We start from the raw sequence: 23047 nt of genomic DNA, 5'->3' as shown, positions 1-23047 counted from the left end.
GCTCAGCCCATCGTCTTCGCGCCGTCGATGGACTCGCGGATGATGTCGGCGTGCCCGCAGTGCTGGGCGGTCTCCGCGATCACGTGCAGCACCGTGCGGCGCACCGACCAGCTCGCCCCCGGCTCGAACCAGGGCGCCTCCGGCAACGGGTGGGCCGTGTCCAGGTCGAGGGTGGCGACCAGCTCGTCGGTGCGGGCCGCCGTCTCGGCGTACCGGGCGAGCAGGTCGGTCAGGGTGTCGTCGTCGGTCATCCGGAACATGCCGGCCCAGTCGACCGGCTCGCTCTCCATCGCCTCGGCCCCACCGGCCATGAACCGCGCCCACCGGTGCTCCACCAGGGTCACGTGTTTGATCAGGCCGCCCAGGCACAGCTCGCTGACGGTGCTGCGGGTCGCCGCCTGCTCGTCGGTCAGGTCGCGCACGGTGTGCCGCAGGAAGCCGCGGTGCTGGCCGAGGGACTGCAACAGGTCGGCCTTCTCGCCGGTGAGCACCCGCTCCGAAGTGGTCATCCGCCACCCTCCGTGGTCGATGTCGTCGAGGGTCACGCTAGGGCCACCCCCCGACACTTTCCGCCCCGCCACACCGCGCCTCCGACCGCGTCCGCCCCTGCGGTTGCCGATCCGGCCGCCGGGCGGTGGACTGGACCACATGGGAACGATCAGGGTGGGAACGTCGTCCTGGGCGGATCAGACGCTGCTGCGCGCCGGCTGGTATCCCCGGTCGATGCGCACCCCGGCGCAGCGGCTGGGCTGGTACGCCGGGCGGTTCGGGCTGGTCGAGGTGGACACCTCGTACTACGCCATCCCGGTGCCGGAGACCACCGGCGGCTGGGCGGCGGCCACCCCGCCGGGTTTCACCTTCGACGTCAAGGCGTTCAGCCTCTTCACCGGACACCCGACACCGGTGCAGGTGCTGCCGAAGGACCTGCGACCGGCCACCGGTCCGTCCCGGGTCCGCCGCCGGGACCTGCCCGAGGCGACGTACGACGAGTTGTGGACCCGGTTCCGGGCGGCGCTGGCACCGCTCGCGGCGGCCGACCGGCTCGGCGCGGTGCTGTTGCAGTTCCCGCCGTGGCTGGTGCGGGGGGAGGGCGCCCGGCGGCGGATCGCGGAACTGGCCGACCGGTGCCGGCCCTGGCGGGTCGCCGTGGAGCTGCGCCACGGGTCCTGGTTCGACGGTGCGGCGGCGGCCGAGACGGTCGCCTTCCTGCGCGACCACGACCTCAGCCTGGTCTGCGTCGACATGCCGCAGGGGCACCCGTCCTCGGTGCCCCCGATCATGATCGGTACCGCCGAGCCGGTGCTGGTGCGGATGCACGGCCACAGCGCGCACTGGGAACACGGCAGCAAGGAGGACCGGTTCCGGTACGCCTACGCCGACGACGAACTACGCCGCTGGGCCGACCTGCTCACCGACCTGGCCGACCGGTCCGGGGAGCTGCACGTGCTGTTCAACAACTGCTGCGCGGGGCAGGCCCAGCGCGACGCCGCCCGGCTGGCCGAACTGCTCGGGGTCGCTCCCACGACGGCGGCCGTCGGCCACTGACCGCGCCGGTACGGGTCACTGACCGCGCCGGTACGGGGCCCGCCGTCCGCGCTGACGGCGACCCCCGTACCGGCCGGTCCCGGCCCGCCGGTCAGCCGGCCATCGCCATCCGTCGCCGGGCCCCCGTCGCGGCCAGCCGACCCATCGTCATCGGCGCGCCCATCAGCCCACCGGCGCGCCCGAGCATCCCCCGGAACACCTGGCCCGGCTTCTGCTGCTCACCCATGTACGCGGTGACCACCACCAACGCCCCGGTCAACGCCGGAATGGTCCACTGGAGGACCTTCATCTGCCGCTGCCGGTGCGCCACCTCGGCGGGCGTCTGGTAGTTGGGCTCGGTGGTCCCCGACACCGGCGGGTTGCCGGCGTTCTGCAACTTCATGCCCACCAACCGGCTGTACCCGGTGACCGCGAGCGCGCCGACGGTCAGCGCCGTCTTCACCGCGCTCATCCGGCCCACCCCGGACTGGGCCATCATCCGGGGGCTCTCGGTGGCCAGCTCACCCACCGCGCCGGCCAGGTGCGCGCCGATCGCCGCCGCGTTGACCGGCGTCCACCGCGACCAGCCGGCCGAGGCCACCGGAAGCCGTTGGGTCGAGTCGCTGATCCGTGCCGCCGCTCCGTTCACGCCCAGCGCCCCCATCAGGGAGCCACCGAACCAGGCCGCCAGGCCGAGATCGTGCATCGAGCGCAGTGCGGTGTGTCGTTCCGACATCTGATCCCCCTCCACCGTGTTCGGGCGCAGCGGCATACCCGTCCCGACGGGGGCTACGCGCCCGGCTGCCGGCCGGGTCACCGATGATCCGGATCGGGCGTACGGGGGACCGGACACCGGGGTCAGCGGCGGGGCAGACCGGCCGCGAAGTCGGCCACCCGCCGGCTCAGCGGCAGGCCGGCCCGGACCCAGCGGAAGTGGTCCAGCGGGGCCCCCGCCTCGGCCGAGGTGTACCGGTGCCGGGTGACCGGCGCGGCGGTGAGCTTGGTGCAGAGGTGGTCGACGATCGGGTGCGGGGTGTACTGGTCGTCGTCGACGCTGACCGCGAGCACCGGCAGGGTCAGCCGGCCCACCGCCGCGTCGCCGTCCACCCCGTCGAGGGTGGGGAAGCGGCCGGTGCGGGCGGTGCGCGCCCAGTCCCGGATCACCCCGCGCGCCTGCCGGCCGCCGAACCCCCAGCCCGGCCAGACCCCGAGCGTCCCGGCGACCGCCGCGATCCCCTGGCTGTACGGCAGCACGCCGTACCGGCGCAGGCCCGGGTAGCCGCGCCAGTACGGCATGCCGACGGCGAGCAGGGCCAGCCCGTCGACCTGGTCGACGCCGTGCAGGGCGAGGTGCAGCAGGGCCGCCTGCCCGCCGAGGGAGTGCCCGAGCAGCAGCGTCGGCCGGCCGTCCCGCCGGGACTTGAGCGCGTCGAGGACCGCGCCGACGTCGGCGGCCAGTTCGCGGTAGCCGTACCGGCAGGACCGCGACGGCGGGGGTGTGCTGGCCCCGGTGCCGCGCAGGTCGGCGACGACCACGGCGAGGCCGGCGGCGCGCAGCGTGGCGGCGAACGGGCGGTAGTAGCGGGCGCGTACCCCCATCGCCGGGCAGATCAGCACCACCGGCGCGGCGGACGTGCCGGCGGGCTCCGGATAGACCTGGATGCCGATCCGGGCCCCGTCGACGTCGACGAACTCCTGCGTGTACTCCGCGTCCCCGCTCACCGGCCCATCCTACCGGCCGGTAATAAGTGGTCCGCGTGGCGCCCGGGCGGCCCGTCGCGGCCGGTCAGGCCGCCGCCGGAGCCAGCCGGCCGACCCCGCTGACCGCGGCGTAGACGCCACCGAGCTGCTCCGCCCAGTGCCGGAAGGAGTAGCGCACCCGCACCCGGTCCAACGCCGCCGTGGCGTACGCGAAGCGGCGGACCCGGTCGGCGAGCAGCCGGCGGACCGCGGCACCCAGCGCCCGGGGGTCGCGCGGCGGCACCAGGTCCCCGGTCAGCCCGTCGACCACACTGTCGGTGATCCCGCCGACCGCCGTGCCGACCACCGGCACGCCGCACGCCATCGCCTCCAGCGGGCTACGGCCGAACGGCTCGTACCACGGGGCGGCGACCAGGACGTCGGCCGAGCGGTACCAGGCCGCCAACTCCTCGCGGGGCACCGCGCCGACCAGCCGGACCCGGTCGGCGACACCACAGGACCCGGCGAGCGCGGTCAACCGGCGGGCGACGTCGTCGGTCGCCAGCGACCCGGCCGGCGGCCCGCCGACCACCACGTACTCGGCCCCGGGCACCCCGGGCAGCGCCCGCACGACGTCCTGTACGCCCCGGCGTTCGTGCAGCGGCCCCACGGTGAGCAGCCGGGGCCGGCCCGGGGCGCGCGGTGCGGCCGGACCGGTCGGGGTGAACAGCCGCTCGTCCACCCCCGACGGCACCAGCGTCAGCTTCGCCCGGGGCACCCCGAGCCGGACCAGTTCCCCCAGTTCGTCGTGCGACTGGACGACGACCCGGTCGACGGCCCGTCCGAGCGCCCGCTCGTAGCCGATCCGTCCCCGGCCGGCCGGCTCCCGGCCACCCGGGCGGCGTCGGTACGTGCTGCCCAGGTCGTGGTACGTCAACACCACGGGCGTGTCGGTGCGCCGGCCGGCGTGCACGGCCGCCAGGCCGCTCAGCCAGAAGTGGGCGTGCGCCACGTCCGGCCGCCAGTCGGCCTGCTGCCAGTGCGCGGCCAGCCAGCGGCCGAACTCGCCCACGTGGGGCAGGAGTTCCTCGGCCGGCACCGGCCGGGCGGGGCCGGCGGGCACGTGCCACACCTGGTACCCCGCGTCGGTCGGCACCGTGTCGGGCAGCGTGGCGTCGTCCCGCCGGGTGTAGACCCGCACCTCGTGGCCCTCGGCGGCCAGCGCCGCCGCCTGCTCGGCGACGTGCAGGTGCAGGCCCACGGCATCCTGTCCGCCGGGGACGGCGAGCGGGCTGGCGTGCCCCGAGACCATCGCGATGCGCATGCTTCCTCCTCCGTGATCCGGTCACCGGCGAGGCGGAATCCGGTGCGGGGGCTTCCGGCCGGCGTCATCACCCGGTCCCGCGCACCGGGCGCGCGACGGGCACCCGGCCGCGCCCTCGCGGCACCGGTGCCCGGACGTCACGCGCCGCCCGGTATGCCGAACCAGTTGCCCAGCGCGGAGGCGGTAAACATCAACTTTGCGTGCCCGTCCGAGCGCCCTGCGTGCCCCGCGACCAGCCGTGCTCAGCCCACCTCGGGCAGCATCCCGGGCCCGAACACCTCGTAGGCGATCCGCTCCACCGGCACCCCCCGGCGCAGCAGGCCGCCGCGGACCCGGTTCATGAACGGCAGTGGACCGCACAGGTGCACGTGCGCGTCGGGGGAGAGCGGGATCAGCTCCGGGTCGATCCGGCCCCGGCTCACCTCGGCCGGCAGCGCCGGGGCGTCGTCGCCGGTGATCTCCTCGTACCACAGCCGCAGCCGCAGCCGGGGCAGCCGGGCGTGCAGCTCGACCAGGTCGGCCCGGTGGGCGTGGGCGGCACCGTCCCGGTCGGCGTGGGCCAGCACCACCGGCCGGTCCGGCGCGGTCGCCGCCAGGTGGGCCAGCGCCGACATCGCCGGGGTGAGCCCGATCCCGGCGCTGACCAGCAACAGCGGCCCCTGGCCCGCCACCGCGCTCACCTCGCCGAAGGGCGGGCTCAGCCGCAGGACGTCGCCGGGGCCGACGTGGTCGTGCAGGAAACCGGAGACCAACCCGTCCGGGGCGCCGGCCGTGCCGCGTACCCGCTTGACGGTGATCCGCCAGTGGTCGGCGTCGGGACGGCCGGAGAGGCTGTACTGCCGGATCTGCCGGCCGCGTCCGCCGTCGAGGTCCACCGCGATCGAGACGTACTGGCCGGGGACGAAGCCCGGCACCGGACCGCCGTCGACCGGGACGAGGGTGACCGAGACGACGTCGGTGGCCTGCGACGTGACCCCGGTGACCCGCCAGTCGCGCCAGACCACCCCGCCGTGGGGCAGCCCGGTGGCCGCGTACAGCCGGGCCTCCCGGGCCACCAGCTCGCAGGCCATCAGCCAGTACACCTCGTCCCAGGCGGCGGCGACCTGCGGGGTGACCGCCGCGCCCAGCACCTCGCCGATGGCGGCCATCAGGTGCCTGCCCACCAGCGGGTACTGGTCGGCGGCGATGCCCAGCGAGGCGTGCTTGTGCGCGATGCGCTCCAGCACCGCCGTCCACCCGGTCGCGTCCTCGCCGGTGAGGTGCCCGGCGTACGCGACGACCGAGGCGGCCAGCGCCGCCTGCTGCCGGCCGGTCGCCTGGTTGCCCCGGTTGAACAGGTTCAGCAGTTCCGGATGGGCGGCGAACATCCGGGCGTAGAACCGGCCGGTGATCCGGTCGGCGTGGGCCCGGACCACGGGCAGGGTGGCGGTGACGACGGCGGCTGACGACTCCGAGAGCACGGCTCCTCCTCCAGATGGGTACCGGAGACCACTCAAACAGGAATGTGAAAGTCCTCTTAGGGCCGAAAGTCCCGGGCCCGTCGGCGTGCCGGCCACCGCCGCCCGGCCCCTGTTCGCCACCAGGGGCGCTGGCTAGGGTCGGATCGTGAAGCTCAACCTGTCGACGGACATGGCCCTGCGGATCGCCATGCTCACCGCCCCCGCCTCGACCCGCACCACCGTCGACGAGTTGGCCGAACGGCTGGACCTGCCCCGCAGCCACGTGGCCAAGGTGGTCCAGCGGCTCCAGCGCATCGGGGTGCTGTTCACCGTCCGGGGCCGCTCCGGCGGGGTGGCGTTCGCCGAGGGGGCCGAACGGATCACCGTCGGCCGGGTCGTGCGCGCCTTCGAGGGGGAGGGGGAGGTGGTCTCCTGCGAGGAGACCGGCTGCGCCCTGCGCGCCGGCTGCCGCCTGCGGGTCCAGCTCCGCCGCGCCCAGGCCGCCTTCCTCGCCGTACTCGACGAGATGCCCCTGGCGGAACTGGCCGACGGCCCGGCGGCGGCCCTGCTGCTCACTCCCGCGTCCGGCCCGGCGGCCCGCACCCCGGCGCAGACCTGAACGGGACCGGCGGACGCGGACCGGTCGGCCGGTGGGGCGACCCGGACGGTCACCCCACCGGCCGCCGCTTCAGCTGACCTGGATCGTCCCGTCCGGCGAGCGGACGCAGGAGACCGCGCGGGCGCCGGTCGCCGCCGCGCCGCTCAGGCACCGACCCAGCACCTGGTGCCCGGCCGCGCTCGGGTGCCAGGACTCCTGGCAGGTCTGGAAGTACGTCCCGCAGGTGTTCGCGATCCGCTGGATGTCCAGCTTGTCGTAGCCGGACAGGCTGGTCACGAAGACCCCCGAGGTGCCGTCCTGGAGCCGGATCGGGGTGGCCAGCGCGTTGCCGGGGCTGCCCGCCGACTCGCACAGCCGGGCGCCGTCGAAGGCCCGCTGCACGTTGAGGTAGACCAGGTCGGCGGCGGGGAACTCGGCGGACAGCGTGCTGCGGACCGAGTTCACCAGCGTGCCCAGGCCCTGCGAGAAGCGCTGGCCGGGGGCGAGACTGGCCCGGTGGATCGGGCAACCGGCGGCGTACCGCTCGGCCCCCAGGTCACGGAACTTGTCCCGGGTGTCGTCCCGGCTGTCCTCCTCCCAGTAGGTCGAGGCCAGCTCCGGCGGCAGCGGGTTGGTGTAGTCCTGGAAGACGATCCGGTGCTGGCCGTCGGCGTCGATCTGGTCCAGCGTGGTCAGGATCTGCCGAACCGCCGCCGTGGTCTCCGCCGTCGCGGCGGCGACCTGGGCGGAGGTGGCCAGGTCGGCGTCCGTGCAGGGCTTCTGTTCCACCGGCCCGCCCAGGTATGCCCAGAACTCCCACCACCCGGTCCAGGCGTCGGCGATGAACCGGTTCGCGCACTTCTCGGCGACGGTGCCGAAGGTGAACGAGCTGTTGTTCGAGCCGAGGCCGATCAGCACCAGGTCGATGTCGTGGGTCTGCCCGACCGCGCGCAACTGGTCGAGCTGGGCGGCGACCTGGCGGCCCTTGGCGCGGCTGGCCGAGGCGTTGGCGATGTCGTACGGCTGGCCGCCGGAGCAGGCCAGGTTGAACCGGTCGGCGATCCCCGGCAGGTCCGCCTTGAACAGCGAGGCGTTGGGTGATCGGTGGCAGAAGTAGGCGTTGTTGTTCGGTGCCGACCAGCCCGGGAACGGCTGGGCGACCCCGTTGACGTCGGTCACCGCCGAGTACGCCCCGGCACCCTCGCCGCTGATGAAGCTGTCGCCGAGGGCGACGGCGGCGGTGGGCAGGGCGGCGGCGGCCGGTGCGGCGGAGCCGACGGCGACCGGCAGGGCGGCCGTGGCGACGGTGAGCAGCGCCGCGAGGGCGCTACGGTGGAACCTGGACATGACGTCCCCCATCTGTCCATGGAAATGTGAAAGATCCTTCCGGGCCGGATCAGATCACTTGGCGAGATGGACGTCAATGCCTCTTAACATGATCGTCCAATGGTGGAAACGGTCGTTTCCGGCCCGGCGGGCACCCCGCCCGGGAAGGCCCCGACCCCCGGCGGCGTTGCCCCCGGCGGACGCGCATCCGCCGTCCGACGTGGGGCTGCACGGCGCTGTCAGGGCGTAGGGCTACGCTCGCTGCGGCACGCCGCGCGTGGAGATCGAGACGGTGAGCGGCACCACACCGCCGAGACCGGGGAGTACGACCAGTTGACCGCACAGCCTGAGACCCTCTACGGGGCAGACGACCTCACCCACCTGGAGGGCCTGGACGCCGTCCGCAAGCGTCCCGGCATGTACATCGGCTCGACCGACAGTCGTGGCGTGGGTCACCTCGTCAACGAGATCCTCGACAACTCCACCGACGAGGGTGTCGCCGGTCACGCCACCACGGTCGAGGTGATCCTGCGCGCCGACGGCTCGGTGCAGGTCGACGACGACGGCCGGGGCATCCCCACCGACGTGCACGCCAAGTCCGGCATCTCCGGGGTCGAGCTGGTGCTCACCCGGCTGCACGCCGGCGGCAAGTTCGGCGGCTCCGGCTACAAGACCTCGGGCGGCCTGCACGGCGTGGGCGCCTCCGCCGTCAACGCGCTGTCCCGCCGCTTCGACGTGACCGTCCGGCGCGGCGGCAAGGTGCACGCCATGTCCTTCCGGCACGGCGTCCCCGGCGTCTTCGCCGGCGACGGCCCGGACGCCCCGTTCACCCCCGGCCCCGGCCTGCAGGTCGTCGGGTCGATGAAGCGGGGCCAGCGCACCGGCACCTCGATCCGCTACTGGCACGACGCCCGCTACTTCGAGACCGGCGCGCGCCTCGACGTCGAGGCCGTCCGGATGAAGCTGCGCAACACCGCCTTCCTGGTCCCCGGGGTCGACTACCGGCTGCGCGACGAGACCGCCGAGGAGCCGGTCGAGGAGCGCTTCCACTACCCCAACGGGCTCACCGACATGGTCGAGTTCCTGGCGCCGGCCGGTGACCGGCCCGTCTCTGGCACCCTGCTGGTCACCGGCGAGGGGACGTACCGGGAGAACGCCGCCGACGCCAACGGCGTGATGCAGTCCAACGTGCAGCGCCGGGCCGAGGTCGAGATCGCCTTCCGCTGGGGCACCGGCTACGAGCGCACCGTCGAGTGCTTCACCAACACCATCCGCAACGCCCACGGCGGCACCCACCGCAAGGGCTTCGAGCGGGCGCTGACCCGGACCCTGGCCGACGCCGTCCGCAACACCCGGGGCCTGCTCAAGCCCAAGGAGGACCCGCCCACCCTGGACGACGTCCTGGAGGGGATGACGGCGGTGGTGCACGTGCGCATCCCCGAGCCGCAGTTCACCTCGCAGACCAAGGACGAGCTCTCCACCGCCGGCATCACCAAGGTGCTCCAGACCCTGGTCGAGCAGCACGTCAAGGCCTGGCTGGAGGACCGGCGCAGCAAGGCCGAGGCGCGCACGGTGCTCCAGAAGATCGTCGACGCGGCCCGGGTCCGGCTGACCCAGAAGCAGCAGAAGGACGCCGCCCGGCGCAAGACCGCCCTGGAGGGCGCGTCGATGCCCGCCAAGCTCGTCGACTGCCGCGCCGCAGGCATCGACAGAAGTGAATTGTTCATCGTGGAGGGCGACAGCGCCCTCGGAACAGGGCGACTCGCCCGTTCTGCCGAGTATCAGGCGCTGCTGCCGATCCGCGGGAAGATCCTCAACGTGCAGAAGGCCAACCTCCAGCAGGTGCTCGACAACGCCGAGTGCGCGGCGATCGTGCAGGTGCTCGGGGCCGGTTCGGGACGCACCTTCGACCTGTCCTCGTTGCGCTACGGCCGAGTGCTGATCATGGCGGACGCCGACGTGGACGGCGCGCACATCCGGACCCTGCTGATCACCCTGTTCGCCCGCTACATGCGCCCGCTGATCGAGGCCGGCCGGCTCTACGCCGCGATGCCGCCCCTGCACAAGATCACCACGAAGGGGCGCAGCCCGCAGACCACCTACACCTACACCCAGGCCGAGATGGAGGCGACGGTCCGCAAGCTGGAGAAGGCCGGCCGGCAGATCGTCACCCCGATCCCGCGCTTCAAGGGCCTCGGTGAGATGGACGCCGACGAGTTGTGGGAGACCACGATGAACCCGGCCACCCGGGCGGTCCGCCGGATCACCCTCGACGACGTCGACGCCGCCGAGCGCATCCTCGAACTGCTGATGGGCGAGAAGGTCGAGCCGCGCCGCAACTGGCTGATCGACTCCTCCGACCGGGTCGACCGCGACGCGATCGACGCATGAGCACCGTGGCCGCCGTATCCCCGGAAGAGAGCTGAACGATGGCACGCCGTAAGGACGACCGCGCCAAGGTGGACCTGTCCGCCTTCGACCAGGCCGGCGCGCGGGTCTTCGACAACCCGCTGGTCACCGAGGTGTCCGACTCCTACCTGGAGTACGCCTTCTCGGTCATCCACTCCCGGGCGCTGCCCGACGCCCGCGACGGCCTCAAGCCGGTGCACCGCCGCATCCTGTGGTCCATGCACGAACAGGGCCACCGCCCCGACCGGGGGCACGTCAAGTCGGCCCGGATCGTCGGCGACGTCATGGGCAAGTACCACCCGCACGGCGACACGGCGATCTACGACGCGATGGTCCGGCTCGCCCAGGACTTCTCGCTCAACGCGCCACTCATCGACGGGCACGGCAACTTCGGTTCCCCTGACGACGGACCGGCCGCCGCGCGCTACACCGAGGCCCGGCTGTCCCGGGAGGCGATGCTGCTGGTCGGTGAGCTGGGCGAGGACACCGTCGACGTCGAGCCCAACTACGACGGCTCGCTGACCCAGCCGACCGTGCTGCCCGCCGCCTTCCCCAACCTGCTGGTCAACGGGGCGTCCGGGATCGCGGTCGGGATGGCCACCAACATGATCCCGCACCACCTCGGCGAGGTGGTCTCCGCCGCCCGCTGGCTGATCAACCACCCGGACGCCGACCTCGACAAGCTGATGGAGTTCGTCCCCGGCCCCGACCTGCCCACCGGTGGCCTGCTGCTCGGGCTGGACGAGGTGCGCCGGGCGTACGAGACCGGGCGCGGTGTGGTGCGGATGCGTGGCCGGGTGGAGATCGGCCCGCTGGAGGGCAGCCGGGGCCGGCAGGCTATCACCGTCGTCGAACTGCCGTACGGCGTCGGCGCGGAGAAGGTCATCGCGGCGATCACCAACGAGGTGAACAAGACCAAGCGGCTCACCGGCATCGCCGACGTCAAGGACCTCACCGACCGGGAGAGCGGCACCCGGCTGGTCGTCGAGTGCAAGGTCGGGGTCAACCCGCAGGCGTTGCTGGCCGACCTCTACCGGCTGACCCCGCTGGAGCAGTCCTTCGGCATCAACAACCTGGTGCTTGTCGACGGCCAGCCGCGCACCCTCGGGTTGAAGGCGCTGCTGGAGGTGTTCCTGGCCCACCGCTACGAGGTGGTGACCCGGCGCAGCGCGTACCGGCGGCGCAAGCGCCAGGAGCGGCTGCACCTGGTCGACGGCCTGCTGATCGCCCTGCTCGACATCGACCGGGTGGTCAAGCTGATCCGGGCCAGCGAGGACGCCCAGGCCGCCAAGGACGGCCTGATGCAGAAGTTCAAGCTCTCCGAGATCCAGGCCACCTACATCCTGGACACCCCGCTGCGCCGGTTGACCAAGTACGACCGGATCGAGCTGGAGGCCGAGCAGGAGAAGCTGCGCGGGGAGATCGCCGCGCTGTCGAAGATCCTCGACGACCCGAAGGTGCTCCGGAAGGTCGTCTCCGACGAGTTGGCCGCCGTGGTGAAGCAGTTCTCCGGGGCGCGGCGGACCACCCTGGTCGACGGGGACCTCAAGGCGGTGCTGGCGGCGTCGGTGCCGGCCGGGCCGTTGGAGGTGGCCGACGACCCGTGTCAGGTGATCCTCTCGGCGACCGGGCTGGTCGCCCGGACGGCGGCCGAGTCGGAGGAGGCGTCCGAGGGGCGTCGGCGCAACGGCCGGGTCAAGCACGACACGGTACGCGCGGTCGTGCACACCACGGCCCGGGGTCGGGTGCTCCTGGTCACCAGCGCCGGCCGGGCCTTCAAGGTCGACGTGTTGCCGCTGCCGGTGCTGCCCGAGCAGGCCGGCACGGTGTCGCTGCGGGGCGGGATGGCCGCCGCCGAGCTGGTCCCGCTGGCGGCGGGGGAGACGGTGATCGGGCTGGCCCCGCTGGGCCCGACCGCGCAGGGCTCCCCGGGCCTGGCGATGGGCACCCGGCAGGGCGTGGTGAAGGTGTGCACGCCGGAGTGGCCGGTGCGGTCCGACGAGTTCGAGGTGATCTCGCTGCGGTCGGGTGACGAGGTGGTGGGGGCCACCTGGCTCGACGACGGCAGCGAGACGGTGGCGTTCGTGACCAGTGAGGCGTCCCTGCTGCGGTTCGCGGCGTCCGTGGTCCGCCCGCAGGGGCTCAAGGGCGGCGGGATGGCCGGGGTCAGCCTGCCGGCGGGCGCCCGGGTGGTGTTCTTCGGCGCGGTCCGCACCGACGACGCCGCGCACGGGGAGCCGATGGTGGTCACCTCGACGGGGGCGACGGTCAAGGTGACGCCGTTCGCGTCGTACCCGGCGAAGGGCAGGGCGACCGGCGGGGTGCGGGCGCAGCGGTTCCTCAAGGGGGAGACGGATCTGGTGGTGGCCTGGATCGGCGCGCGGCCGGTGGGCGCGACGGCGACCGGTGACCCGGTGGAGCTGCCGCCGGCCGATCCGCGCCGGGACGGGTCCGGCTTCGCCGTCATGCTCGGCCCGACCGTCGTCGGGCACCTCATCGAACGCGACTGAGGTCACCCCGGCCGCCGCGAGGCTGACGGCCGGCCGCCCCGTCGGCGTCAGGCGACGTCGACGGGGCGGAACTGGACGCTGACCCGGGGGCCGACCGGGCGGGTGGTCTTGGGCACGGCATGCTCCCAGGTGCGCTGGCAGGACCCGCCCATCACCACCAGGTCGCCGTGACCGAGCGGGAAGCGCAGGGTGTCGCCGCCGCCCCGGGGGCGTAGCAGCAACGGGCGGGGCGCGCCGAACGACACGATCGCCACCATCGTGTCGGTGTGCGCGGAACGGCCGAGGGTGTCGCCGTGCCAGGCGACGCTGTCCCGCCCGTCGCGGTAGAGGCACATGCCGGCGGTGACGAACGGCTCGCCCAGTTCGGCGGCGTAGTGCCGACTCAGTGCCGTGCGGGCGGCGGTGAGCAGCGGGTGCGGCAGCGGGCGGTCGGGGCCGTACCAGCAGAGCAGGCGGGGGACGTTGACCTGCGTGTCGTACATGGTGCGGCGTTCGGCCCGCCAGGGAACGCCGGTGCGCAGGGTGTCGAGGACCGCGTCGGAGCCGCGCACCCAGCCGGGCAGGTGGTCGACCCAGGCGCCCCGGGTGAGCATCCGGCGGCGCAGCCCGGTCAGCGGGGTCAGTGTCGGGCCGGTGTCGGTGAGGTCGAGCATCGACGGTTGGTAGGCGGCCTGCGGCATACCCGGCACCCTATCAGGGCTTTAGTACACCCGTACGATCGGTGATCCTGGTGAGGACGGCTTCGGCCACCCGTTGCCGGCCGCGCCCGTCGACGGTGGTCCAGGCGCGGGCGGCGAGGGCCGCCCGTCGCCGGGGGGAGGTCAGCAGGGTGCGCAGGGTGCGGGCCGCGTCCGCCCGTGCGGCCCGCCCGGCCAACCCCGGCGCGGCCAGTTCCGGCAGCTCGCCGAGGCCGGCGGCGAGCCCGTGCGCCACCACCCGCCGGTACGCGTCACGCTGGTTGTCGACCACGCAGACCAGGGCGGCGGGCGCACCGAGACAGCACAGTTCCCAGGTGGAGGTGCCGGCGGCGCTGACCACCAGGTCGGCCGCGCCGATCAGCGCGGGCAGGGCGTCGGTCGGCGCGACGAGGTGCAACGACTGCCCCCGCCCGGTGCCGACCTGCGACAGGTCGGCCTCGATCCCGGGGCGGGCGACGACCACGGTCACCGCCATCGGGTGACCGGTGCCGAGCAGCACCCGGGTCAGCACCGGGGCCGCGCCGACCGCGTCGGTGCCGCCGAAGAAGGCGAGCACCCGGGGGCGGGGTGCCGGGATGGCCGGTGGCGGGGCGGCCGGCCGGGCGGCGGTCACCGCGTCGCGCAGCAGCGCGTACCGGACCCCGGCCAGCAGCCGCCCGTCGCCGGGTGTGCCGGCGGTGGGCTGCCCGTCGGGGGTGTCCGCGCCGAAGTTCTGGTCCAGGTAGAGGTCGGCGTCCTGACCCCGGGTGTCGCCGTCGACGATCGCCAGGGTGAGCACGCCGGCCGCCCGCAGCGCCCCCGCGCCCGCCGGGTCCAGCTCGTACGAGTCGAGCACGAACGCGTCGAGGGCGTGCGTACGGGCCGCCTCGACCAGCCCGGCGGGAGTGTCCGGACCGGGGTGGACCGGGATGCCGCACGCGGCCAGGTGGGCGGCGGCCCAGCCGACCCGGTCCACCGTGCCGAACAGCTCGACCCGGGCACCCCGGGCCAGGAACTCCTCGCCGAGGGCCAGGCAGCGCACCAAGTGCCCGACGCCGGTGTGCGGGCCGGCGTCGCAGCGCAGCCCGATCCGTGGTGGGTTCAGGACTCCTCCAGCCGCTTCTGGCGTACCGAGGAGTTGAGGGTACGCAGGTCGGGCCGCCCGTCGAGCCAGTCGGCGAGTTTCGCCAGCGGCACGCTGACGTCGCCGAAGTGGTCGACGACCGCGCTGACCAGCGCCCAGTCCTGGTCGGTGTCGAGGGTGAGCCGCAGCGTCGACCGGTCCGGGGTGAGGGTCACCCCGAGCACCCGGAACAGCTCCGGATGGGCGTACGCGAAGGAGGTGACGTGCACCCGGTGGTGGTCGACGGCGAGCCGGTCCAGGGTGCGCAGCGCGTCCGCCCGGATGATCTCCACGTCCAACCCCCGGGGCAGGGTACGGGCGATCGAGGTGCTGGCGTAGTCGAGCCCGGGGACGGCCCGGTAGACCGACGCCACCAGGGTGACGATCTCCGGGTCCAGCAGCGGGCAGTCGGCGGTGAACCGCATGACGGCGTCGCCGGGGTGGGCGTCGAGCGCGCCGACGAACCGGCTCAGCACGTCGTCCACCGGCCCCCGGTGCACGGGCACGTCGAGCCGCGCGCACTCGGCGACCACCGCGTCGTCGACGGGGTCGACGCTGGTGGCGACCACCAGGTCGGCGAGGACCCCGCTGTCCCGGGCGGCCCGGACCACCCGGCCGAGCACGCTGCGCCCGGCCAGCGGGCGCAGCACCTTGCCGGGTAGCCGCGACGAACCCATCCGGGCCTGCACGATCCCGACGATCCGCAGGTCGGAGCCGACCTGTGCGACCGCGTCGGGTCCGACGGGGTCGGTGTGGCCGGCCCGGCCCGCCGCCGGGATGCCGACGCCGCCGGGCCGGCATGGCGGCGGGGTGGCCGGGGCGGTCACTGCTGCTCCTCCTGCGGCTTGGGGCCGAGCGCCTCGCGGGCCCGCCGCTTGGCCGCCCGGGCGCCCCGCTTGGCCAGTCGGGCCGGGGTGATGGCCAGCCGGCCCACCCGGTAGCTGAGCGAGCCACTGAGCAGGTTGATCGTGGCGTCGGCGCGACGTAGCGCCCGTTCCCGCGAGGTGAGCAGCTCCTCGGTCCACTTCAGCAGGGCGGCGAGCCGGGTCAGCTCCTCCCGCTGGCGTACCCAGGCCTCGCGCATCTGCTGGTAGCTGCGCGGCCCGGCGGGCGGGTCGGTGGGGGTGACCGCCCGCAGCTCGGTGGCGAGCGTCCCCCGCCGGTCGGCGTCGAGGCCGCGCATGGCGGCGGCGACCGCCGCCTCGGTCTCCACGGCCGCGTCGACGGTGGCCCGGTCCAGGTCGTGCCCGGCGACGCCGCCGAGGACCACGGTCAACCCGGCGACGTCCAGGGTGGACGGCCAGGGGTGGGCGTAGCCGCCGGTGAGCAGGGTGACCGCGAACCGCCACAGCCCCCGGGCCAGCGTCACCTCGAGGGTCAGCGGCTCGCTGGCCTGCCAGCTCGGGTCGAGCACCGCGAAGGTGTCCCCGTCGACGACCACGGTGTCCGGGTCGGCGAGCGCGACCGCCCCGGTGAGCCGCCCGTCCGGGTCGGCCTGCCCGGCGAGCCACCCCGCGTAGCCGTCCAGCAGCCGGCGCAGGGCGTCCAGGTCGCGGCGCAGGCAGCCGTCGAGCAGCACGGTGCGCAGCAGCCGTCCCGGCGGCACCGGGCCGGTGAGCGCGGTCGGGTCCCGGTGGGCGGCCTCCCGGCTGGCGAAGGGCGCCGGTCGGGTCCGGTCGGCCCCGCCGCCGGTGACCGCCCAGTGCCAGCCGTCCGGCCCGTCGGACACCTCGACCACCCCCACCCCGGGCGGCCCGGTCTGCACCAGCAGCACCGGCAGCGCCGGGGCGACGGGCGCGGCGGGGCCGGCGCGGCGGGCCAGCGTCAGCCAGCCGGGGGCCAGCGCCGCACCGAGCCCGGCGTGCAGTGCGTCGACCGCCAGCCGGGCCGGGTCCTGGAGCACCGGGCCGGCGGCGAACCCACCGGCGCAGGCACCGTGCAGCACCGCGTCGAGCAGCCCCGAGGTGGGCCGCTGCTCCAGCGCGTCGGTGGCGACCAGGGCCGTCGGGGCACCCGGACCGGGGTACGCGGCGTAGCCGGCGTCGGCGGTCAGTCCCACCTCGGCGAGCCGGGCGCTTAGCTGCTCCCGGTTGACCGGGCGGCCGGCGTCGAGCACCCCGCCGATGCTCCACGCCGCGTCGCCCCGGTCGGCGTACCAGGGGGTGGGGGCGACCAGCCGGGACACCCCCAGCGGATTGTCCAGGCGCAGCAGCAGCGTGCCGCCGGGGCGCAGGGCGGCGGCCAGCCGGGCCAGCACCCCCGTCCAGCCCAGCCGGGCCCCCTCGACCGACTCGACGGCGTCCAGCCCGGCCCCGGCCACCACCACGTCGAACGTGTCGGTCGGGTCGAGTCCGGTCGGGCCGCCGACGATCACCCGCGCGGCCCGGTCGGCCAGGGCCACCGCGTCCGGGTGGCTGCGCAGCAGGCAGGTCACCTCGGCGTGGGCGAGGCGGTCGAGCAGCGCCGGGTCGTGCGGCCCGGCCAGCAGCACCCGCGCCCCGGCCGGTACGACCCGGGCGGCCAGCGCGCCCAGCGGCCCACCGTCGGCCAGCCGCTGCTCCGGCAGATCGGACCAGGCCAGCATCTCCCCGCCGGGCAGGACGACGGGGGCGGTGGTTCCAGTGGTCAACTCGTGCCTCCTGCGGGATGCGCCCAGCCGAGCAGTTCACGCAGCTCGGCCGGCGTACAGCGGTGGTCGGTGCCCAGTTCGGCGCGGGCGATCCCGACGGCGGTCGGCAGGTCCACCGACTCGCCGTGCAGCTGCGGCCACTGCCGGCGGATGCGGGCGGTGCCGCCGAAGGTGGGGTCCTCCTTGGCCAGGATCATCGGGTCGCCGTAGACGGCCGGTTCGCATCCGGCGGCGATGCCGTAGAAGATGGCGCTGGTCAGCCGGTTGGACGCCACCCGGGCGTGCCGGCGCAGCTCGGTGAGCTGTTTGTCGAGGAACAGCGGGTCGGTGTCGCGCCACCAGTGGCCCCGGTAGCCGTGGCAGATCACCCGGAAGCCGGCGTTCTCGTAGAGCCGGCGGACCCGGCGCATGCCGTACTCGTGCCAGTAGAGGCAGACGGTGACCGGGCCGGGTTCGGTGTCCCTGATCCGCGCGATCAGCTCCCTGTGGTCGCCCTTGACGTGCTGGCCCTCCCAGCCGTGGAACGGGTACCAGATGGTGCCCTCCCGGGCGGCCGGCGGCGGGTCGTCGCGGCGCAGGTCGAGCAGGTACGCGAAGGGCGCGCCGACGACCACCACGTTGCGCCGCCCCACCGACCAGGCCCGCCGGCGGGTCTGCTCCGACCAGAGCAGGCTCGGGGTGCGCTCGGCGTACGGGTGGCCGGGGGCGAGGCCGTCGCCGATGTTCCAGCCGTGCTGGACGTACCCGTTGATCCGGGGCGGGTGGCCGTCGCCCAGCCCGCAGTAGCGGGCCAGCACGTGGGCGTGGCCGTAGAAGTGGTTCGCGTGGTGCATCGGTTCCCCCGGGTCAGGCGGCGGTGGGCGCGGTGACGCCGCGCAGCGCCGCGCCGAGCGCGTCGATCACCCGGTCCTGGTCGGTGTCGGTGAGTCCCGGGTACAGCGGCAGCGAGAGCTGCTGGGCGTAGAACGCCTCGGCCACCGGGCAGGACCCGCGCCGGTAACCCAGGTCGGCGAAGGCCGGGTGCCAGTGCACCGGCAGGTAGTTGACCTGGACGCCGATGCCGGCGGCGCGCATCCGGTCGTACACCTCGCGGCGGCGGCCGTCGAGGACCCGGACCGGGTAGAGGTGCCAGGCGGGGGCGGCCCAGGACCGGCGGGTCGGGGTGAGCACCCCGGGCAGGTCGGCAAGCGCCTCGTCGTAGCGGGCCACCAGGCGGGCGCGGGCGGCGAGGAAGTCACCGAGCCGGCGCAGTTGGCTGCGGCCCAGCGCGCAGAGCACGTCCGGCAGCCGGTAGTTCAACCCGAATTCGTGCACCTCCTGGTGCCAGCCGCCCTCGTCCGGCTCGCGCAGCTCGGCGCGCTCCCGGACCAGCCCGATGTTGCGGAACCGGCGGGCCCGCGTCAGCAGTTCCGCGTCGGCGGTGGCGACCGCGCCGCCCTCGGCGGTGGTGAGGTTCTTGGTGGGGAAGAACGAGAAGGTGGTCAGGTCGGCGAGCGACCCGACCGGTCGGCCCCGGTAGGTGGCCCCGATGGAGTGCGCCGCGTCGGCCAGCAGCAGCGCGTCGGAGCCGGCCAGGGCGGTGCGCAGGGCGTCGTAGTCGGCCGGGTGGCCGGCGTAGTCGACGGCGGCGACGACCCTCGTCCGGGCGGTGGTCGCGGCGGCGGCCGCCGCCGGGTCCAGGGTGAACGTCCCCTCCTCGACGTCGGCGAAGACGATCCGCGCGCCGAGGGCGACCGCGCTGCTGGCGGTCGCCACGAACGTCATCGGCGGCACCACCACCTCGTCGCCGGGTCCCACCCCGGCCGCCGCGTAGGCGACGTGCAGGGCGGCGGTGCCGTTGGCGACCGCCGCGCAGCCGGCCCCGCCGGTCCAGCCCGCGAGGTCGGCCTCGAACGCGTCGACCTGCGGGCCGGTGGTGAGCCAGTCGCTGTGCAGGGTGGCTACCACGGCGGCGACGTCGTCGTCGGTCACCGACTGCCGGCCGTACGGGAGCATCGCCGTCACGCCGCGATACCGAGCATGTCGCGCAGCTGCGGGACGCTCAACCACTCGTCGTTGCCGTCGGACTGGTAGGCGAAGCCGTCCGGCACCGGCTCGCAGTCGACGGGCGGCCGGTAACCCCAGGTGGCGATCGTCGGCTGGACGATGAACCGGTCCTTCGCGCGCAGCGTCCGGCGGCTGTCGTCCGGGGCGATCATCTCCTCGTGCAGCTTCTCGCCGGGCCGGATGCCGATCTCGTGGGTGGTGGCGTCCGGGGCGACCGCCTCGACCAGGTCGAGGATGCGCATGCTGGGGATGCGGGGCACGAACAGCTCACCGCCCTGCATCTGGTCGAAGCTGTCCAGAACGAACTGCACGGCCTGGTCCAGGGTGATCCAGAACCTGGTCATCCGCTTGTCGGTGATCGGCAGGCTCTTGCCCTCGGCGGCGAGCCGGCGGAACAGCGGCACCACCGAGCCCCGGCTGCCCACCACGTTGCCGTAGCGGACCACGGCGAACCGGGTGGGGTGCTGGGCGGCGTAGTGGTTGGCCGAGACGAAGAGCTTGTCGCCGACGAGCTTGGTCGCGCCGTACAGGTTGATCGGGCTGGACGCCTTGTCGGTGGAGAGCGCGATGACCTTCCGGACGCCGGCTTCGATGGCCGCGTCGACCACGTGCTGCGAGCCGGTGATGTTGGTGGCGATGAACTCCGACGGGTTGTACTCGGCGGTGTCGACCTGCTTGAGGGCGGCGGCGTGCACCACGTGGTCCACCCCGTGCATGGCCCGGGTGAGCCGGTGGCGGTCCCGGATGTCGCCGATGAACCAGCGCAGCCGGGGGTCGTCGCCGAGTTGCTGGCGCAGCTCGTACTGCTTGAGTTCGTCGCGGGAGAACACCACCACCCGGGCCGGGTCGGCCACGTCGAGGACGTGCCGGAGGAACGTCTTCCCGAAGGACCCCGTCCCGCCGGTGACCAGAATGGAGGACCCATTCAACTCACTCAATTTGGTGCTCCCCAGCTCGTGGTTGCGCCGCAGGCTCCGGGCCAGGCGACCGGACGGACGCTAACCAGGTCGGGTTAACGCACCGACGCCCCCGGGTTAACCGCCCACGCTGGTCGTGTGAATGCCGGCCCCCCGGCGGGCGAACACTTGCCGACCCGGCCGCTGCCGGCTGACCAGCGGGTACGCCGCTGACTACAGTGGCCCGGCGCGGCCGGTGGGCATCCCGCCGCAGGCGCATCCGACACCCACGGCCGGGCACCGCCCCCATCGGCCCGGCCTGCGGGCCGGGGCCGTCGCGCGCCCCGGGCGGGCCGACGGGGGTACCCCGACGAGGCAGGAGACGACGCATGGTGGCCGTCACCGAGGTGGGACCCCGGGTCGCCGACCCGGCCGGGCAGCCGGCTCGCCGACGCCGGCGACTGGTGCCGGCGCTGCTGGTGGTGGGCTGGCTGCTGGGCGTCGGCTGGCGGATGTGGCTGTCCCGGCACGTGCCGCTGCCCATCGCCCACACCGACGAGGACAGCTACCTGCACACCGCCCGCGCGCTGGCCGGCGGGCCGGGCGGCTTCAGCAGCGAGAACGGGCCGTTGCGCCGGGTCGGCTACCCGCTGCTGATCTCCCCGGCGTTCCTCGGGGAGCGGGACTTCGCCGACAGCTACCGACTGGTGCAGTTGATCAATGCGGCGGTGAACGCGACGGTGCTGCCGCTTTCGTATCTGCTGCTGCGTCGGCTGGTGCCGGTGCGCCGCGCGGTCGCCCTGGCCGCCGCGACCGTCGCGGCGACCCTGCCGGCGACGGTGTTCTACGCCGGGGTGGCGATGATCGACGCGGTGCTCGCGCCGCTGGTGCTGGCCTGGCTGCTGGCCGTGCACCACTGGGTGCGCCGGCCCGGCCCGCTGGTCGCCGCCGGGGCCGGCGCCCTGGTCGGGACGTTCCACCTGCTGCACTCCCGGGGCCTGGTGATCGTGGGCGTGCACGCCGGGCTGGTGCTGCTGCTGTTCCTGCGGCGACGGATCGGCCCGGCGCAGGTGCTCGCCGCCGTCCTGCCGGTGCTGGCGTTGGCGCTGCTCAACGAGGTGGTCATCCGGCTGCTCGGTGACCGGGTCTACCTGCTGGGCGATCCGCCCGGCGGCGGCACCGTCCGGGCGGTCGCCTCCGGGCCGGGGCTGCTGCGGGTCGGCGCGGCGGTCGCCACCCAGCTCTGGTACCTGGTGGTCATCACCTTCGGGTTGGCCGGTGTCGCCTGGGCCGGGGCCGTCCGACTGTTGCTCCGCCGTCCCGCCCCCACCACGGGCCCGGGGCCCGCCGCCGCGTCCCCGCCGCCCGCCGCCGGCCCGGCGGACGGGGTCGGGGCGACCCGGTGGACGGTCGGGGTGGCGCTGGTGACCAGCGTGGGGGTGGCGGCCGGCGCGTCGGTGATCCTGGCCGGCATCACCGGCAAACCGCTGGACGCCATCTACGGCCGGTACGTGCAGATGCTCGCCCCGTTCTGGCTGCTGCTCGGGGTGGGGATGCTGGTGGCAGCGACGCCCCGGCAGCGGTGGCGGCGGGTGGCGGTCGCGGTGGGCCTGCTGCTGGCCGGCGCGACCCTGATCGCCGCCCGGCTGGCCTGGGTCGCCAGCCGGGGACACGAGCTGCGCTACGGCGGGTTCGGCGCACCGGACCTGATGGCGCTCACCGGCGGCTGGCGGGAGTTCCGGCCGTTCACCGGGGCGGCCGTCGGGATCGCCGGCTGCCTGCTGCTGGTCGCCGCCCTGCGGCTGCCCCGGTGGCGGCTGCCGGTGCTCGCCGCGCTGGTGGCGGTGAACCTCGGCACCATGCAGGTGATCACCGAGCGGCTGGTCCGGCCGGTGGTCGCGGCGACCGCGCCGACCCCCCGGGTGGCCGACCTGGGGGTACGCCCCGGCGACCGGGTCTGGGCGTCGCTCGGCGTGCAGTGGGTGCTCCGGTTCAACCTCAGCCACCAGGTCACCTGGGCCGACGTGCGGTGGTTCGGGGCCGACCCGCCGGCCGACGCCGACGTGGTGTTCGTCAGGTGGGCCCCCGGCGAGCCGGACGACTGGGACGGCACCCGGTACGGCTTCGTCCGCCTCGGCGGCAACCCGCAGCAGCGCTGGGCCGCCTGGCGGCGTGCCTGAGCCGAGGGCCGCGCCGCCCGGAACCGGCCCGCCGGGCTCGGCGACGCAATTCGGTTAACGCGGGGTGGCGGGCCGGTTAATGGTCGCCGGACAATCGGGGAAATCAGCGACGGCGACGGTTCTCCCGGGCCAGGGAAATAGGGACGACGGTGATTTCCCGGCCGTCGTGCGTCTCGCGTCGACCGGTGCCCTCGACGAACCGGAACCGTCGGTTCATCTGCCGTACGACCGTGTTGTCGGCCAGCACCTCGCCGTCGAGCCGGTCCAGCGCGAGCACGTCGAAGGCGTGGTCCACCGCCGCCCGCATCACGCCCAGCCAGGCGGGCAGCGTCGCCCCCCGCTCGGCCAACCCGTCGGCGTCCAGATAGAAACCCCAGGAAGCGGTGCGTTGCGGCCCGTCCGGACGCAGGTCGAAGAAGGTCACCACACCGGCCGGCCGATCGTCGTGCAGGTAGATCAGCACCCGCCGGGTCGGGTCGGTGAGCACCCGCGACCACCACGCCGCGTGCTCGGCGGCGGTGATCTCGTGACTGGTCTTGCTGACCTGCCGGTTGGTTTCCTGATTACGCCAGGACAACATCAGGTTAACGTCGTCCGTAGTGGCCTCGCGCAGCACCCGTACCCCTTTGTATTCATCTGGTGGACCCCTGCGGACCCTACCCGGGTAAAGGGGCCGGATAATTGTC

19 protein-coding genes are annotated in these 23047 nt (G+C 74.3%); 5 read left to right on the top strand and 14 right to left on the bottom strand.

The features are described 5' to 3' along the window. Nucleotides 1-2: 2 nt before the first annotated feature. A complete protein-coding gene (locus ACN265_RS21685) occupies nt 3-509 on the bottom strand; it encodes a DinB family protein (RefSeq protein ID WP_421409181.1) in 507 nt (168 codons plus the stop codon). A 139-nt stretch (nt 510-648) separates the two neighbouring features. Here ACN265_RS21685 and ACN265_RS21680 point away from each other — a divergent pair, with 139 nt between their 5' ends. Further along, entirely contained in the window at nt 649-1545 is an 897-nt protein-coding gene (locus ACN265_RS21680; RefSeq protein ID WP_421409179.1) for a DUF72 domain-containing protein, read from the top strand. A 91-nt stretch (nt 1546-1636) separates the two neighbouring features. On the opposite strand, the gene ACN265_RS21675 is transcribed toward ACN265_RS21680, so the two are convergent. From ACN265_RS21675 to ACN265_RS21660, 4 genes are all read right to left on the bottom strand, one after another. Further along, nucleotides 1637-2260 (bottom strand): hypothetical protein, encoded by a 624-nt coding sequence (locus ACN265_RS21675; protein ID WP_088647384.1) that lies wholly within the window; start codon nt 2258-2260, stop codon nt 1637-1639. Nucleotides 2261-2382: 122 nt separating this feature from the next. Beyond that, a complete protein-coding gene (locus tag ACN265_RS21670) occupies nt 2383-3246 on the bottom strand; it encodes an alpha/beta fold hydrolase (protein ID WP_421409177.1) in 864 nt (287 codons plus the stop codon). A 64-nt stretch (nt 3247-3310) separates the two neighbouring features. Continuing rightward, nucleotides 3311-4528 (bottom strand): glycosyltransferase, encoded by a 1218-nt coding sequence (locus ACN265_RS21665; RefSeq protein ID WP_421409175.1) that lies wholly within the window; start codon nt 4526-4528, stop codon nt 3311-3313. A gap of 242 nt (nt 4529-4770) precedes the next feature. Then, the gene (locus ACN265_RS21660; protein ID WP_421409173.1) at nt 4771-5988 is read right to left on the bottom strand and encodes a globin domain-containing protein; all 1218 of its coding nucleotides are present in this window, start codon (nt 5986-5988) and stop codon (nt 4771-4773) included. Between the two features lie 145 nt (nt 5989-6133). Here ACN265_RS21660 and ACN265_RS21655 point away from each other — a divergent pair, with 145 nt between their 5' ends. Continuing rightward, complete coding sequence (locus ACN265_RS21655; protein ID WP_357932966.1) at nt 6134-6586, top strand: RrF2 family transcriptional regulator; 453 nt, start codon at nt 6134-6136, stop codon at nt 6584-6586. 69 nt (nt 6587-6655) lie between these two features. Here the strand turns inward: ACN265_RS21655 and ACN265_RS21650 are convergent, their stop codons facing one another. Continuing rightward, complete coding sequence (locus ACN265_RS21650; RefSeq protein ID WP_204927999.1) at nt 6656-7912, bottom strand: hypothetical protein; 1257 nt, start codon at nt 7910-7912, stop codon at nt 6656-6658. A 312-nt stretch (nt 7913-8224) separates the two neighbouring features. Between ACN265_RS21650 and ACN265_RS21645 the strand changes: the two genes are divergently transcribed. Both ACN265_RS21645 and ACN265_RS21640 read left to right on the top strand, forming a co-directional pair. Continuing rightward, nucleotides 8225-10282 (top strand): DNA gyrase/topoisomerase IV subunit B, encoded by a 2058-nt coding sequence (locus tag ACN265_RS21645; protein WP_377683862.1) that lies wholly within the window; start codon nt 8225-8227, stop codon nt 10280-10282. Nucleotides 10283-10320: 38 nt separating this feature from the next. After that, entirely contained in the window at nt 10321-12810 is a 2490-nt protein-coding gene (locus ACN265_RS21640) for a DNA gyrase/topoisomerase IV subunit A (protein ID WP_421409170.1), read from the top strand. A gap of 47 nt (nt 12811-12857) precedes the next feature. Here ACN265_RS21640 and ACN265_RS21635 read toward each other — a convergent pair whose 3' ends face one another. The 7 genes from ACN265_RS21635 to pseB form a co-directional block, all read right to left on the bottom strand. Continuing rightward, a complete protein-coding gene (locus ACN265_RS21635) occupies nt 12858-13490 on the bottom strand; it encodes an alpha-ketoglutarate-dependent dioxygenase AlkB (protein ID WP_421409168.1) in 633 nt (210 codons plus the stop codon). 13 nt (nt 13491-13503) lie between these two features. Beyond that, nucleotides 13504-14592: a PseG/SpsG family protein gene (locus tag ACN265_RS21630; protein ID WP_421411575.1), complete on the bottom strand. Its 1089-nt coding sequence runs from the start codon at nt 14590-14592 to the stop codon at nt 13504-13506. Beyond that, a complete protein-coding gene (locus ACN265_RS21625; protein ID WP_421411573.1) occupies nt 14589-15317 on the bottom strand; it encodes a cytidylyltransferase domain-containing protein in 729 nt (242 codons plus the stop codon). Before ACN265_RS21625 ends, ACN265_RS21630 begins: the two co-directional genes overlap by 4 nt. 116 nt (nt 15318-15433) lie before the next feature. Next, nucleotides 15434-17239, bottom strand: coding sequence for a class I SAM-dependent methyltransferase (locus ACN265_RS21620; RefSeq protein WP_421409167.1), 1806 nt, complete (start codon nt 17237-17239; stop codon nt 15434-15436). Beyond that, nucleotides 17236-18072, bottom strand: coding sequence for a hypothetical protein (locus ACN265_RS21615; protein WP_204927995.1), 837 nt, complete (start codon nt 18070-18072; stop codon nt 17236-17238). The genes ACN265_RS21620 and ACN265_RS21615 overlap by 4 nt, the downstream gene beginning before the upstream one ends. 13 nt (nt 18073-18085) lie before the next feature. Next, the gene (locus tag ACN265_RS21610) at nt 18086-19243 is read right to left on the bottom strand and encodes a DegT/DnrJ/EryC1/StrS family aminotransferase (RefSeq protein ID WP_421409165.1); all 1158 of its coding nucleotides are present in this window, start codon (nt 19241-19243) and stop codon (nt 18086-18088) included. After that, complete coding sequence (pseB, locus tag ACN265_RS21605) at nt 19240-20223, bottom strand: UDP-N-acetylglucosamine 4,6-dehydratase (inverting) (protein ID WP_088645426.1); 984 nt, start codon at nt 20221-20223, stop codon at nt 19240-19242. The genes ACN265_RS21610 and pseB overlap by 4 nt, the downstream gene beginning before the upstream one ends. Before the next feature lie 347 nt (nt 20224-20570). On the opposite strand from pseB, the gene ACN265_RS21600 reads away from it, so the two are divergent. Then, nucleotides 20571-22361 carry a hypothetical protein gene (locus tag ACN265_RS21600; protein ID WP_421409163.1) on the top strand — a complete coding sequence of 597 codons (1791 nt, stop codon included), beginning with the start codon at nt 20571-20573 and terminating at the stop codon, nt 22359-22361. A 103-nt stretch (nt 22362-22464) separates the two neighbouring features. On the opposite strand, the gene ACN265_RS21595 is transcribed toward ACN265_RS21600, so the two are convergent. Next, a complete protein-coding gene (locus tag ACN265_RS21595; RefSeq protein ID WP_421409162.1) occupies nt 22465-22977 on the bottom strand; it encodes a GNAT family N-acetyltransferase in 513 nt (170 codons plus the stop codon). Nucleotides 22978-23047: the final 70 nt, after the last annotated feature.

It is taken from the genome of Micromonospora sp. WMMD730, assembly GCF_049178955.1.
Taxonomy (GTDB): domain Bacteria; phylum Actinomycetota; class Actinomycetes; order Mycobacteriales; family Micromonosporaceae; genus Micromonospora; species Micromonospora wenchangensis.
The sequence above is the reverse complement of the archived record's forward strand: the minus strand, read 5'-3'. Positions and strand labels throughout refer to the sequence as shown.